This window comes from Rhizobium sp. 01L410 (assembly GCF_056400165.1).
This window is the reverse complement of record NZ_JBFTST010000004.1, coordinates 411,062-424,879: the sequence shown is the minus strand read 5'-3', so window position 1 is coordinate 424,879 and position 13,818 is coordinate 411,062. Positions and strand designations below refer to the sequence as shown.

The following is a 13,818-nucleotide window of genomic DNA, read 5'->3' as shown; positions in this document are numbered from 1 at the left end:
GGTTTGGATATGAGCGCGTTGAAGACGATCGGTATTGTCGGTGCGGGCCAGATGGGTTGCGGCATCGCGCACGTTTCGGCCGCTGCAGGCTACAAGGTCCATATCTATGACCTCAGCCAGGACCGCATCGAGTCCGGGCTGGCAACCATCAACGGCAACCTCGCAAAGCAGGTGACCAACGGCAAGATGACCGAGGAAGAGCGCAAGACAGCCCTGTCGCTCATCACCGGCTCCGCCAATCTCAACGATCTGGCCCCATCCGATCTCGTCATCGAGGCCGCGACCGAAGAAGAAGCCGTCAAGCGCAAAATCTACGCCCAGGTCTGTCCGGTCCTGAAGCCGGAAGCGCTTCTTGCCACCAACACCTCGTCGCTTTCCATCACCCGTCTGGCATCGGCCACCGACCGCCCTGAACATTTCATGGGCATTCACTTCATGAACCCGGTACCGGTGATGAAGCTCGTCGAACTGGTGCGCGGTATCGCGACCGACGAGAAGACCTTCTCCACCGCCAAGGCATTCGTCGCTTCGCTGGAAAAGACCGTCACGGTCGCCGAAGACTTCCCGGCCTTCATCGTCAACCGCATCCTGCTGCCGATGATCAACGAGGCGATCTACACGCTCTATGAAGGCGTCGGCACCGTCGATGCCATCGACACCGCCATGAAGCTCGGCGCCAACCACCCGATGGGCCCGCTGCAGCTTGCCGATTTCATCGGCCTCGACACCTGCCTTTCGATCATGCAGGTCCTGCATGATGGGCTGGCCGACTCGAAGTACCGCCCCTGCCCGCTTCTGGTGAAGTATGTCGAAGCAGGCTGGCTCGGTCGCAAGTCCGGTCGCGGCTTCTACGATTACCGCGGCGAAGTGCCGGTCCCGACCCGCTAAGCGGCGTTAGAGGCCGACCGCACCCCTGATCAGCGTCTTCGCGTCCTCGCTGTCCCAGGCAGCCGGGCCGTTCATCGCCGAGACCAGGCATCCCTTGTCATCGATTAGCAGCGTAACCGGCAGGCCGAAGGCAAGGCCTTCCTTTTTCAGGCTGTTGAACACGCCGATCGTATTGTCGCGGTAGAGTTTCAGGGAATCGACGCCGGTCTCGCTGAGGAAGGCCTTCGGCTTCTCGTCGTCGCCCGTATCGATGTTGACGGCGACCACCTGGAACTTGTCGCTGCCCATTTCCTTCTCGAGCGCATTCAGCGCCGGCATCTCCTCGCGGCAGGGCACGCACCACGTTGCCCAAAGATTGAGAAGCACGGTCTTTCCGGCAAAATTGTCGAGCGTGACAGGCTTGTTGTCAGCATCGTTGAAGGCGACCGATGTCAGTTTGCGCGGCTCGTTGGCAGCGACCATTGCCGCAACCTGTCCCTTGGCAAGCGGCGTGATCTTCTGCGCCAGATCCTTTGCCGCGGCGCATTGGCCGGACGCCGTTTCGCCGCCGCCATTGCCAGACCCCGTCTCCTTAATGTAAACCGCTGCCGCACCGGCAATTATGCCCGCGACGGCAGCTATCGAGATCAATTTCAGGGATGGCAGCCCAAGCGGCTTTCTTGTCGTCATTTCATTCTCCAGGACATGCATCTTTCAAGGCAGGCAGCTTCGATGGCCGACGGCAACACGGACACCAAATCCTCCAACCAGATGTGGGGCGGACGCTTCGCTTCCGGCCCCGATGCGATCATGGAGGAGATAAATGCCTCGATCGGTTTCGACAAGAAGCTATTCGCGCAGGATATCCGCGGATCGATCGCCCACGCGACGATGCTTGCCCATCAGGACATCATATCAGCCGACGATAAGGACAAGATCGTTCACGGGCTAAACACGATCCTGTCAGAAATCGAAAGCGGCAATTTCGAATTCTCGCGCCAGCTCGAAGACATTCACATGAACGTCGAAGCCCGCCTGGCAACGCTGATCGGCCCCGCCGCCGGGCGCCTGCACACCGCCCGCTCGCGCAACGACCAGGTGGCGCTCGACTTCCGCCTCTGGGTCAAGGAAGAGCTGCAGAAGACCGAGGCGATGCTGACCGGCCTGATCGCAGCCTTCCTCGACCGCGCCGAAGAACATGCCGACAGCGTTATGCCCGGCTTCACCCATTTGCAGACTGCCCAGCCCGTCACCTTCGGTCACCACTGCATGGCCTATGTCGAAATGTTCGGCCGCGACCGCTCGCGCGTGCGCCACGCCATCGAGCATCTCGACGAGAGCCCGATCGGCGCCGCGGCACTGGCAGGCACCGGCTATCCGATCGACCGCCACATGACGGCAAAGGCGCTCGGCTTCCGTGAGCCGACCCGCAATTCGATCGACACCGTCTCCGACCGCGACTTCGCCATCGAATTCCTGTCGATCGCCGCGATCGCCGGCATGCATCTGTCACGCCTTGCCGAAGAAATCGTCATCTGGTCGACGCCGCAATTCGGCTTCGTGCGCCTGTCCGACGCCTTCTCCACTGGCTCCTCAATCATGCCGCAGAAGAAGAACCCGGATGCTGCCGAGCTGGTGCGCGCCAAGACCGGCCGCATCAACGGCTCGCTGGTGGCCCTACTGACCATCATGAAGGGCCTACCGCTCGCCTACTCCAAGGACATGCAGGAAGACAAGGAACAGGTCTTCGACGCCGCCGAAAGCCTGGAACTGGCGATCGCCGCCATGACCGGCATGGTCCGTGACATGACCATCAACACCGCGCGCATGAAGGCGGCCGCCGGTTCCGGCTACTCGACCGCGACCGATCTAGCCGACTGGCTGGTGCGCGAAGCGGGCCTTCCTTTCCGTGATGCCCATCATGTGACCGGCCGTGCCGTGGCGCTGGCGGAAAGCAAGGGCTGCGATCTCGCCGAGCTGCCGCTCGCCGATCTGCAGGCGATCAATTCTGCGATCACCGACGCAGTCTACGGCGTTTTGACGGTGGAAGCCTCGGTTGCCAGCCGCAAGAGCTTCGGCGGGACCGCCCCGTCGGAAGTGCGCAAGCAGATCGCCTACTGGCGCGGCCGCAACTGAGTTCGGACCGCCAGCAACAGCGCAACAATCAGGGTGCACAAGCTGGATAAACTTCGCTATGAAGATGTCCACCAGTGCCGCTCCAAGAGGATACCCATGCAGACCAGCTTGCCGCACCTCATCCGCCTGACGGTCGTTCTTGCCGTCGTCGGCCTTGCCGTTGCCGGATGTGGACGCAAAGGCGATCTCGATCCGCCGAGTGCGCAGGCAACGAAGGGCGGCGATTCCTCCAAGCCGACGAAACAGCCGGGCGTTGCCGACAAGCCTTTCCTTCTCGATCCCCTGCTCTGATAGGCTGAAGCCGTGAACCACTTCGAGTATCGCGACGGCATTCTTTACGCCGAGAACGTTCCTGTTCCCGAAATTGCCAAGGCCGTTGGCACCCCCTTCTATTGCTATTCCACGGCAACGCTGGAGCGCCATTACCGCGTCTTCGCCGAGGCCTTCAGCGATGTGGACTCGATGGTTTGCTACGCCATGAAGGCGAATTCGAACCAGGCAGTCCTCAAGACCCTCGGCAAACTCGGCGCCGGTATCGACGTCGTTTCCGAGGGCGAGCTGCGCCGCGCATTGGCCGCCGGTATACCGGCATCCCGCATCATGTTCTCCGGCGTCGGCAAGACGCCGCATGAGATGGATTTTGCGCTTGAAGCCGGCATCTACTGCTTCAACGTCGAGTCCGAACCCGAGCTCGAAATCCTCAACAGCCGCGCCGTCAAGGTCGGCAAGAAGGCGCCGGTTTCCTTCCGCATCAACCCCGATGTCGATGCCAAGACGCATTCGAAGATCTCGACCGGCAAGAAGGAAAACAAGTTCGGCATCTCCTGGGAGCGTGCCCGCGCCGTCTACGCACGCGCTGCGACACTTCCCGGCATCGAGGTGACCGGCATCGACATGCATATCGGTAGCCAGATCACCGAGCTGCAGCCCTTCGACGATGCCTTCAAGCTGCTGCATGATCTGGTCGCCACGCTGCGCGCCGACGGCCACGACATCCACCATGTCGATATCGGCGGCGGTCTCGGCATTCCCTACAAGGACGACAACAACCCGCCGCCGCTGCCCGATGCCTATGCGGCGATCGTCAAGAACCAGCTACGCAGCCTGAACTGCAAGATCGTCACCGAGCCCGGCCGCCTGATCGTCGGCAATGCCGGTATCCTGGTGACCGAAGTGATCTACGTGAAGGACGGCGGCGAAAAGACCTTCGTCATCGTCGATGGCGCGATGAACGATCTCATCCGCCCGACGCTTTACGAGGCCTATCACGAGATCAAGCCTGTGGTGATCTCGGCCGCCAACGCGCCGCGCATCAAGGCTGATATCGTCGGCCCGGTCTGCGAGACCGGCGACTATCTGGCGCTCGACCGCGAGATGGCAATGCCGAAGCCGTGCGATCTCTTCGCCGTCATGTCCGCCGGCGCCTATGGCGCAGTGCAGGCAGGGACCTACAACAGCCGCCTGCTGGTCCCGGAGGTGCTGGTCAAGGGTTCCGATTTCCACGTCATCCGGCCGCGCCGGACCTACGAGGAACTGATCGGCCTTGATTCCGTCCCGGCCTGGCTCGACTGATCCCGGCATCACTTTTTGGCGACCGGCCGTGAAAAACCGGCATTAACCGCCGGTCGCCCTCGCCTTCGCCACAAAGAGTGTTATCCTTTCCCGATGCGAGCGAATTGCTGAGCAATCGCCGGAAGCGCCCACTGTTACTCTAACACGCCATGGCGGAGACCGGATTGAAGAAGAGCCCGAGCAGGCAGGGACATGGTGCATTTGCCATCAGGCCATCTCTTGCGAGGCTGGTTGCGGTAAAGCGGCTGTTTGCGCGTGTTGTTCTTCTCTCTGAGCAAGTATTGCCGCCGCTGGTGCCCGTTCTCTCGGTCATCGCGCTTTATCTGGCGGCCTCCTGGTTTGGCCTCTTCCGTAGCGTTCCCGATGTCCTGCGCATCCTGCTGCTGATCGCGTTTGCGGCCGCCTTCGTTGCGTCGCTCATCCCGTTCCGCGGTCTGCGCTGGCCAAGCAACGCTGAAGCCGACCGGCTTCTCGAAGAACGCAACGGCCTGCCGCATCAGCCCGTCACCGTGCAGGAAGACGAACCGGCCTTCGACACGCCGTTTGCCCGCGCGCTCTGGCGCGAACACCAGACACGCATGGCCGAGAAGATCGCCGCGCTCGACGCCGGTTATCCACGCCCGGATATCGCCCGGCACGACCGCTTCGCCTTGCGCGCCATTCCGGCGCTGCTTGTCGTCATGGGTTTTGGCTATTCGCTGTCCACCAATGGCGGCTCGATCGCCGACGCCTTCCAGCCTCCCGTCGAGCAGGGCGAGACGAATCCCGCCGTCCGCATCGATGCCTGGGTCACGCCTCCCTCCTATACTGGCCGCGCCCCCGTCTATCTGACGGCGACAGGCACGGAACAGGCGCCGATCAACGTTCCGCAATTCTCCAGCCTGACCGTGCGCGTCAGTGGCGGCCAAGCGGACGAGAAGGTCGTCTTCAAGAAGGAGAACGGCGAGGCCAGGGAGATTGCCGCCGAAAAGCAGGCAGGTCAGCAGCCGGCAGGAGTTCCAGATCAGTCGGTGCAGCCGCAGCAGACGGCGGCCGGTGAAACGCCGGTGCCTACGGCACAGACGCACCTTATGAAGCTTGAGGAAAACGGTGCGCTGCAGGTCAACGGCCGCAGCTGGAGCTTCAATGTCATTCCCGACAAGGCGCCAGAGATCGCTTTCGATGGGCTGCCGAAGGCGAGCGTGAATGGTGCGCTCGAGATCAAGTTCACGGTCAAGGACGATTACGGCGTCCAAGAAGCCCATGCGGAAATTCTGCCCGTCGAATCCGATCCGTCTGCCAAGCCTCTCTACCCGCTTCCCGATTTCCGCCTCGATATCCCGCGCCGCAATGCCCGCGATGCCAAGGGCGTCAGCAGCAAGAACCTGACCGAGCATCCGCTGGCCGGCAAGCGCGTCCGCGTGACGCTGGTTGCCAAGGATGCGGCCGGTCAGATCGGCCGCAGCCCGCCGCACGAAATGGTTCTCCCCGCGCGGCCGTTCAACGAACCGCTGGCCGCAGCCGTTGCCGAGGAACGCCAGGTCTTTGCGCTCGATACCCGCAAGATGCCCGAGGCGATCGCGCTCAACGAAGCGCTGACGATCCGCCCGGAAGAGACGATCCCGAAACTCACCAATTACCTGCTGATCGAATCGGCGCTCGCCCGCATGAAGCTCGCCAGGACAGACGAGCAGCTGAAGGATACCGCCGATTATCTCTGGGACATCGCGCTTGGCATCGAGGATGGCGACCTGTCGCAGGCCGAGCGCAATCTGCGTAACGCCCAGCAGAACCTTGCCGACGCGCTGCAGCGCAATGCGCCGGACGCTGAAGTCAAGAAGCTGATGGACGAGCTTCGCAAGGCGATGAACGAATACATGAAGGAGCTCGCCCAGCGCATGCAGAATGCGCCGATGCAGCCCAACCAGAATGCTCAGATGCTGCGGCAGCAGGATCTGGAACGCATGATGGACCAGATCGAAAACCTTGCTCGCTCCGGCAACCGTGATGCCGCACAGCAGATGCTGTCGGAACTGCAGCGAATGATGAACAACCTGCAGGCGGGACGTCCGCAGCAGGGCCAGCAGCAGCAGGGCGACAACAGCCAGATGCGCCAGCAGATGGACAAGCTCGGCCAGATTTTGCGCGACCAGCAGAAGCTGATGGAGCAGACCTTCAAGCTCGATCAGCAGCTTCGTGACCGCATGCAGCGCGGCGACCCCGACATGGGCATGAACGATCCTCTGCTCGACAATATGATGCCCGACCAGGATGGCGAACAGCAGGATCAGGGCCAGCAGCAGCAGCAACAGCAGGGCCAGAACGGCCAGCAGGGTGACCAGCCGTCGAACGAGATGACCGAACAGCAGCTCCGCGACGCGCTGAAGAAACTGCGCGAGCAGCAGGACGCTCTCGGCAAGCAGCTCGGCGAACTGCAGAAGGGTCTGGGCGACATGGGCATGAAGCCAGGCCCGGGCTTCGGCCAGGCCCAGCGCGAGATGGAAGGCGCCGGACGCGAACTCGGCCAGGGCCGCGGCGATACCGCAGTCCAGGGACAGGGCCGCGCGCTGGAAGCGCTGCGCCAGGGCGCCCGCGACATGATGAACCAGATGATGCAGGCGCAACAGGGCCAGCAAGGTCAGCAAGGCCCGAACGGCCAGGTCGGCCAGGGCGATCAGAACGGCCGCGACCCGCTTGGCCGCCCGCGGCGCGCCGATGGGCCTGACTTCGGTGATACCGTGAAGGTGCCCGACGAAATCGACGTCCAGCGCGCCCGCGAGATTCTCGATGCCATCCGCGAAAAGCTCGGCAACAACCCGCCGCAAGAGATGGAGCGGCGCTATCTGGAGCGTCTGCTGGATATTCAGTGACGAAGTGCTGAAATCCTTCGCCTTTTCGCGTGAGCTTCGTAATGTCGATCTTGACGGTTGACGAACGACAGCGATTCGATGGCAATTCTCTTCAAGACTGCAATCAGCGAAAACTCGGCTTTCGAGATGATAGAAAAGGCGCTTTCGGGCGCCTACCAGTATGACGGCTATCTCAATGTCGTCAGCGATGCCGGAGAAACGGCATTGTCCTGGGGACCGGCGATGCATGCCGAGGAGTTCAAGGCCGAGGTCAGCGAGATCCTGAGAAAGACCTGGGACGCCGCCCGCTTCTGGATCATCTACGAGCGCCGTGACGATCGCCGCGATCCCGAAGCCACGGAAATCCGCAACGCCGCCTTCCGCATCACCCGCGGCTATAGCGGCGTCGTGGTCATCACGCTAAGCCTGCTCGGTAAGCGTGACAGCGACAACGATATCGAGCTGGTATTCGTCTGCTTCGAGCAGGATTTTCACAGGCGGAATTTCCGGGTGCGCTACGAAGGCAAGTTCGTCCCGGATGAATGAGGCTGCCTGATCAGGCAGCCAGTGCGCGGGCGACTGCCTTGCGGATATCGGGAAGCGCAAACGGCTTCGAGACCACATCGACGATCTTTTCAGCCAGATCGTCAGCGCGTTCGCGCTGTTCGGCATAGCCGGTCATCAGCAGGATTTTCAATGCCGGAAAGGCCGACTTTGCCTGGTGCGCCAGCTCGATGCCGTCCATAACGGGCATGCGGATATCCGACAGCAGCAGGTCGTAGACGCCGTCCTTCAGCTTCTCCAGCCCCTCGGCACCATCGGCCGCTTCATCGGTCTCATGACCGTCAAGGCGCAAGGCCCGGGCTACGAAAGAACGGAGGGAGTCCTCGTCTTCCGTGATCAGAATTTTTGCCATCGATGCATCGCTCCGTCTTCATGCCCCAAGACGGAAATCGCATGCCGTTCCTTTGCGATCGGTAAACGGCGGCGGACGATGGGCGGAATGGTTAACAACCCGTCTGTATAAGACGGGCTCAGGCGTCGCCGGTGACGACGCCGACGAAGGGAAGTTCGCGGAAAGCGTAGGCGACATCCATGCCGTAGCCGACGACGAAATAGTCGGGGCATTCGAAGCCGACATAATCAGCCTCCAGCTTTTCCTTGCGCTTGACGCTCTTGTCGAGCAGCACCGCGATCGTCACGTTGCGGGCGCCGCGTTCGAAGAGCAGCTCCTTGGCAAACAGCAGCGTGCGGCCGGATTCCAGAATGTCGTCGATCAGCAGGACATCGCGGTCCTTCACGTCGCTATCGATATCCTTGACGATACGAACGCCCTGCGAGACCGTTCCGGTGCCGTAGCTCGACAGCGTGATGAACTCGACTTCAGGCGCCAAGCCGTTGTTGTGCAGGGCACGGATCAGGTCGGCCGCGAAAATGAACGACCCCTTCAGGACGGCGATCACCAGCAGGTCCTTTGTCGGACCTTCGGCAATCTGCTTTGCCATCGCGTCGTTGCGCTCGGCAATCTGCTCGGCAGTGAAAAGAGGATCGATATTTTTTCCGCGCACGACAGGCATACGGCTTGCTCCGTGAAAATGAAGGGTAAGCCGTTAGCACATTAGACGCGGAGAAACACCCTTACGGCATGAATGACAGCCGGACTTCCGGCATTTTTCCACCAGAGTGCTGGACACGCGCCGAAAATCCGCGGCTCTCGCCGCCATAGATGACGTCGACGGGCGGGTTGATGACGATGCTTGCCATCAGCCGGCCATCGCTCACCAGATCGGCGCGGATGGGCCGAACCGTCTGTGTGGTGCCGCTCTCGTTTTCGAGAATGCCGTTGACCATCAGGATGCGCATGCCATTGGCATCGCGCGGCGTCAGCGTCACGTGGGTGAAATGCAGAGGCGATCCGGCAGCGGACTGATCCTCTGCCTGAAGGCTGGAGAAGCCGCCGGACAACCCGAAGACCAGAAGAAAAAGCAGAAGGACAAGCGCCGCAAAACTCTTGAACGATGCCTGCTGCAGATGTTCTTCCAGGGCGCGGAAGGCGGCCACAGCTCCGGTCACCGCTTTCGGTGTCTCCAGCTTCGGTACTGCTGCGGCCCGCTTGCGATTATCGTTGAAACTTTTCGCGCTGAAGCCCGGCGATGGGCTTCGCCCGCTGATGACGACGAACTCGGCATCGGAGATATCGGCCGGGCGCGTTCCGGCCCGCGGCTGGCGTGCCGCCTTGTCCGGCGGCAGGAAATCATAGGCGTGCCCCGGCGCGCGGCGGCTGAACGAAGATGCTTCCATGATGACGGCCTTTCAGCTCTTCACATGGTTTCGGTGCACGGACGATACCGGGCATTGAAACGAATCCAGCTCAGTCGTAAATTTTAATGGTTAATGCTTCGCTAAATCCGGTGCCGATAGGGCATCTTTCCGCCGAAATTTACCGGTTGTTAATCCACTTGGTTAACAAGTCGATGGTGTGAAACCTCGAACAATCTGAGTTGCCCGTTGATCCACTTCGAGAATGTCGGTTTGCGCTATGGCATGGGGCCGGAGATCCTCCGGGACCTGACCTTTGACATTCCGAAAAAGTCCTTCCAGTTTCTGACGGGTCCATCGGGTGCCGGCAAGACCACGCTGCTGCGCCTGCTCTTCATGTCGCTGCAGCCGACCCGCGGTCTGATCCGCATGTTCGGCCGCGATATCTCGGATATTCCGCGCCCGGAACTGCCGCTGCTGCGCCGCCGCGTCGGCATCGTCTTCCAGGACTTTCGCCTTCTCGACCACCTGACGACCTACGAGAACGTCGCGCTGCCGCTGCGCGTGCGCGGCAAGGACGAGAGCACCTACAAGACCGACGTTCTGGAACTGCTGAAATGGGTCGGGCTCGGCGAGCGCATCAACGTGCTGCCCCCGGTCCTCTCCGGCGGTGAGAAGCAGCGTGCCGCGATCGCCCGCGCCCTCATCGACCGCCCGGAAGTCCTGCTCGCCGACGAACCGACCGGCAATGTCGATCCGCCGATGGCGCGCCGCCTTCTCAATCTCTTCCTCGAGCTCAACCGGCTCGGCACTGCCGTCGTCATCGCCACCCACGATCTGGCCCTGATGGACCAGGTCGAAGCGCGGCGGATGATTCTGTCCGAGGGGCATCTCGACGTCTATGACTGAGCGATCCCCCAGCAAGAAGGTAGCGGAAGCGGCCACCCAGCAGCAGCGGCGCCCGGAAATGCGCGTTCGCCCGACAGCGCCGATCCTGCCGCCTTCCAACATCCAGGGCAACGCGCTGATGGTGGTGATCGCCATCATGGCCTTCCTTGCCTGCCTGACGCTCGGCGGCGTCAGCATGGTGCGCTCGACGGCCGCCAGCTGGGAAAGCCAGATCTCCCGCGAAATCACCATCCAGATCAAGCCGGATGACGGCCTCGACATGGAAAAGGCGCTGAACCAGGCGCGCGATATCGCCATGACCTTCGTCGGCACCAAGAGCGGCCAGATCGTCGATGAAGCCGCAACGGCGCGCCTGCTCGAGCCCTGGCTCGGCAGCGGCCTCGATCTCAAGGAACTCCCGGTTCCCCGGCTCGTTATCGTTACGATCGACGAAAACAATCCGCCGGATTTCGAGGCAATGCGCTCGCTGCTCAAGGACAGTATCCCGCAGGCGACGCTGGACGACCACAGAACGTGGGTCGACCGGCTGGTATCGATGGCGCATACGACCGTCATGATCGGCACCGGCATTCTGCTGCTGGTCTTCACCGCCATGGTACTTACCGTCGTCTTCGCAACGCGCGGCGCACTATCGGGCAACCGCCATATCGTCGAGGTGCTGCATTTCGTCGGCGCCGAAAGCTCCTTCGTTGCAACCGAATTCCAGAAGCACTTCCTGAAGATCAGCCTCAAGGGCTCGGCGATCGGCAGCGGTCTGGCAGCGCTGTTTTTTGCCGCTGCGGGCTTCCTGCAGAGCCGTACGATCGCCACACCGCAGACCGACCAGGCCACCGCGCTTTTCGGGACCTTTTCGGTCGGCGTGCTCGGCTATTTCGGCATCTTCGCCACGATGATCATCATCGCCCTGCTGACGACGCTGACGGCGCGCGTCACGGTCGTCCGCACGATATACGAGATCGATACACTTCGCTCCGATCCGACACGAACAGACGGGATAGCGAGCTGATGATAGCGATCACATATAGCACCGCCTTTGCCCGTTCGCTGCCGCAATCCCGATATATGCACGACTCATGACCATGGGCTACACGAGACGCAATCCGATTCGCCCCGACCCGGCGCTGGCTAGCTACCGGGTCGAGACGCCGCGTCGCGGGCCTCTGCGCCGCATGCTGCGCTGGTGCGGCTTTGCTGTCGTTCTCGCCATGGCGCTCATCTTCGGCGGCTTCCTGCGCTTTGCCGATTCCGTCACCACAATGAGGCCGCCAGCCGAACCGAAAGCCGACGCGATCGTCGTGCTGACAGGCGGCTACCAGCGCATCGACCAAGCGGTCGAACTCCTGCAGAAGGGCGCCGGCAAGCGGCTGCTGATTTCAGGCGTCCACCCCTCGACCACACCGGCGCAGATCCGCAAGACCACGACAGGGTCGGCCGATCTCTTCGATTGCTGCGTCGATATCGGCTATGACGCGATCGACACGATCGGCAATGCCCAGGAAGCATCGAACTGGATCCATGCCAAGGGCTACCGAAGCGTGCTCGTCGTCACCAACAACTATCACATGCCCCGCAGTCTCGCCGAACTTGCCTATGTCGACGACGACACCCAGTTCATTCCCTATCCGGTCGTGAATTCCGACCTGAAGACGCGCGCCTGGTTCATGGATCCGAATGCGCTGCGTGTCATGCTCGCCGAATATGGCAAGGTGCTGTTTGCCGGTGCGCGCAACATCACCGGCTTCGGCCGCCACCCCGGCCTGCGTTCGGCTGCCGCTGACGGCAACGACTGAAGCGAAGCGTCTTTTTCTGGCGGTGATAATCGTGTAGGCAGGTCGCGACCGCCCTGCTCGCGGATATAGGCTTTTCGGGAAACCTTATGCTCGCCCTGCGTTCCGTTCTCTTCAACACGATCTTTTACGCCAACCTCATCCTGCGGATGATCGTGCTTTCGCCCTATTATTTCGTCGTGCCCCGGCTGACCGCCTATCGCATTCCGAAGAACTGGGCGCTCTCGAACCATTGGTTGATGGAGAAGATCGTCGGCACGACTTTCGAGATCGAGGGCATGGAGAACCTGCCCGATGGCGGCTACATCCTGGCGCCGAAGCATCAGTCCTTCTGGGATACCTACGCGCTGCTGCCCTGGCTGAAGGACCCGGTCTATATCCTCAAGCGCGAGCTGATGTGGATCCCGCTGTTCGGCTGGTATGCCAAGAAACAGCGGATGATCCCGGTCGATCGCGGCGCCCGCGGCAAGGTGATGGTCGAAGTGCTGAAGCGCACCAAGGAAGAGCTGTCGACCGGCCGCCAGCTGATCATCTATCCTGAGGGCACCCGCCGCCCTCCGGGCGCCGAGCCGGTCTACAAGTACGGCATTGCCCGCATGTACCGGGATCTCAACATTCCCGTCGTGCCGATCGCCATGCATCCAGGCCTGTTCTGGCCGCGCCGCAGCACCATGCGTTATCCTGGCCATTTCAAGGTCCGCATCCTCGCCCCGATTATGCCGGGCATGGATCCGGATGCCTTTTTCGAGCATCTGGTCGAGGTTACGGAGCGAGCCAGCGACGAACTGCTTCTCGACACCGTCGCCCGCAATCCGCATCTCCCGCTGCCGCAGACGGCCATCGACCGGCTTGCCGTTCTGAACGAACCGAAGACCGCGTCGGCCTGAATTCAAGCGGCGCGCAGCCGCTCGACTTCGCCTACCACCTGCTCCAGCCAGTGATCGCGGATACCCATCTGCTTCAGATGGGACAAGGTGTTGAAAACATAAGCGTCGTTCGGACCAGATTGGCCCTCGGCCTCATTGACGACGCGCGCGGCCTCGCCGGTATCAAGGGCGCCCGCATATTGCACGTGGCTGCGGTCCACGACATAGGCGACCGCCTTCACGGTGCGGCCATCGGCCAGCAGCAGCGAGACGTGCTTTTCCAGATAGACATTGGTCACCAGTTCGCGAGCCCGCAGATAATCGATGACCTCGTCCCAATTTTCCGGCGCGACGGAGAAAGCCATGCCGCGGCATGAGCCACCGCGATCGAGACCGAGCACGAGACCGGGATTTTCCTGCGTTCCGCGATGAACCCAGGAGCGGACGCAGAGCGAACGCCGATAGCCATAAATCAGAGCCTGCGACCGTTCAGCAAACTCGAAGCCCGGGTTCCACATGAGGGATCCGTAGCCAAACACCCAAAATTCGTCCATATCGCAAGCCAGACCGAGATTCCTATTCGCGATTCACCAT

Annotated in this window: 15 protein-coding genes; 10 read left to right on the top strand and 5 right to left on the bottom strand. The window is 61.7% G+C overall.

Annotation, left to right across the window (positions count from 1 at the left end; translation table 11 throughout):
* The first annotated feature begins 9 nt into the window (after nt 1–9).
* Nucleotides 10–888, top strand: coding sequence for a 3-hydroxybutyryl-CoA dehydrogenase (locus tag AC1DV9_RS11755; protein WP_112386124.1), 879 nt, complete (start codon nt 10–12; stop codon nt 886–888).
* 6 nt (nt 889–894) lie between these two features.
* Here the strand turns inward: AC1DV9_RS11755 and tlpA are convergent, their stop codons facing one another.
* Nucleotides 895–1,557 (bottom strand): thiol:disulfide interchange protein TlpA, encoded by a 663-nt coding sequence (tlpA, locus tag AC1DV9_RS11750; RefSeq protein ID WP_477947916.1) that lies wholly within the window; start codon nt 1,555–1,557, stop codon nt 895–897.
* 42 nt (nt 1,558–1,599) lie between these two features.
* On the opposite strand from tlpA, the gene argH reads away from it, so the two are divergent.
* The 5 genes from argH (at nt 1,600) to AC1DV9_RS11725 (ending at nt 7,949) form a co-directional block, all read left to right on the top strand.
* A complete protein-coding gene (argH, locus tag AC1DV9_RS11745) occupies nt 1,600–3,003 on the top strand; it encodes an argininosuccinate lyase (protein WP_477947914.1) in 1,404 nt (467 codons plus the stop codon).
* A 96-nt stretch (nt 3,004–3,099) separates the two neighbouring features.
* Nucleotides 3,100–3,294, top strand: a complete 195-nt coding sequence (gene lptM / locus AC1DV9_RS11740; protein WP_112386127.1) for an LPS translocon maturation chaperone LptM — start codon at nt 3,100–3,102, stop codon at nt 3,292–3,294.
* 12 nt (nt 3,295–3,306) lie between these two features.
* Nucleotides 3,307–4,575, top strand: coding sequence for a diaminopimelate decarboxylase (lysA, locus tag AC1DV9_RS11735; protein WP_477947912.1), 1,269 nt, complete (start codon nt 3,307–3,309; stop codon nt 4,573–4,575).
* Between the two features lie 164 nt (nt 4,576–4,739).
* A complete protein-coding gene (locus AC1DV9_RS11730) occupies nt 4,740–7,424 on the top strand; it encodes a TIGR02302 family protein (RefSeq protein ID WP_477947910.1) in 2,685 nt (894 codons plus the stop codon).
* Nucleotides 7,425–7,502: 78 nt separating this feature from the next.
* Nucleotides 7,503–7,949, top strand: coding sequence for a hypothetical protein (locus AC1DV9_RS11725; RefSeq protein WP_112517946.1), 447 nt, complete (start codon nt 7,503–7,505; stop codon nt 7,947–7,949).
* A gap of 10 nt (nt 7,950–7,959) precedes the next feature.
* On the opposite strand, the gene AC1DV9_RS11720 is transcribed toward AC1DV9_RS11725, so the two are convergent.
* The 3 genes from AC1DV9_RS11720 to AC1DV9_RS11710 form a co-directional block, all read right to left on the bottom strand.
* Entirely contained in the window at nt 7,960–8,319 is a 360-nt protein-coding gene (locus tag AC1DV9_RS11720) for a response regulator (protein ID WP_027512336.1), read from the bottom strand.
* A 118-nt stretch (nt 8,320–8,437) separates the two neighbouring features.
* Nucleotides 8,438–8,980 (bottom strand): hypoxanthine phosphoribosyltransferase, encoded by a 543-nt coding sequence (gene hpt, locus AC1DV9_RS11715; protein WP_112386130.1) that lies wholly within the window; start codon nt 8,978–8,980, stop codon nt 8,438–8,440.
* A 61-nt stretch (nt 8,981–9,041) separates the two neighbouring features.
* Complete coding sequence (locus AC1DV9_RS11710; RefSeq protein WP_477947908.1) at nt 9,042–9,704, bottom strand: hypothetical protein; 663 nt, start codon at nt 9,702–9,704, stop codon at nt 9,042–9,044.
* A 207-nt stretch (nt 9,705–9,911) separates the two neighbouring features.
* Here AC1DV9_RS11710 and ftsE point away from each other — a divergent pair, with 207 nt between their 5' ends.
* The 4 genes from ftsE (at nt 9,912) to AC1DV9_RS11690 (ending at nt 13,245) form a co-directional block, all read left to right on the top strand.
* Nucleotides 9,912–10,571: a cell division ATP-binding protein FtsE gene (gene ftsE / locus AC1DV9_RS11705; RefSeq protein ID WP_112386132.1), complete on the top strand. Its 660-nt coding sequence runs from the start codon at nt 9,912–9,914 to the stop codon at nt 10,569–10,571.
* A gap of 58 nt (nt 10,572–10,629) precedes the next feature.
* Nucleotides 10,630–11,577 (top strand): cell division protein FtsX, encoded by a 948-nt coding sequence (locus tag AC1DV9_RS11700; RefSeq protein WP_405049624.1) that lies wholly within the window; start codon nt 10,630–10,632, stop codon nt 11,575–11,577.
* A gap of 67 nt (nt 11,578–11,644) precedes the next feature.
* A complete protein-coding gene (locus AC1DV9_RS11695; RefSeq protein ID WP_477947907.1) occupies nt 11,645–12,361 on the top strand; it encodes a YdcF family protein in 717 nt (238 codons plus the stop codon).
* 86 nt (nt 12,362–12,447) lie between these two features.
* Nucleotides 12,448–13,245 carry a lysophospholipid acyltransferase family protein gene (locus tag AC1DV9_RS11690; protein ID WP_477947906.1) on the top strand — a complete coding sequence of 266 codons (798 nt, stop codon included), beginning with the start codon at nt 12,448–12,450 and terminating at the stop codon, nt 13,243–13,245.
* Nucleotides 13,246–13,247: 2 nt separating this feature from the next.
* On the opposite strand, the gene AC1DV9_RS11685 is transcribed toward AC1DV9_RS11690, so the two are convergent.
* Nucleotides 13,248–13,778 carry a gamma-glutamylcyclotransferase gene (locus AC1DV9_RS11685; protein ID WP_477947905.1) on the bottom strand — a complete coding sequence of 177 codons (531 nt, stop codon included), beginning with the start codon at nt 13,776–13,778 and terminating at the stop codon, nt 13,248–13,250.
* Nucleotides 13,779–13,818 lie beyond the last annotated feature (40 nt).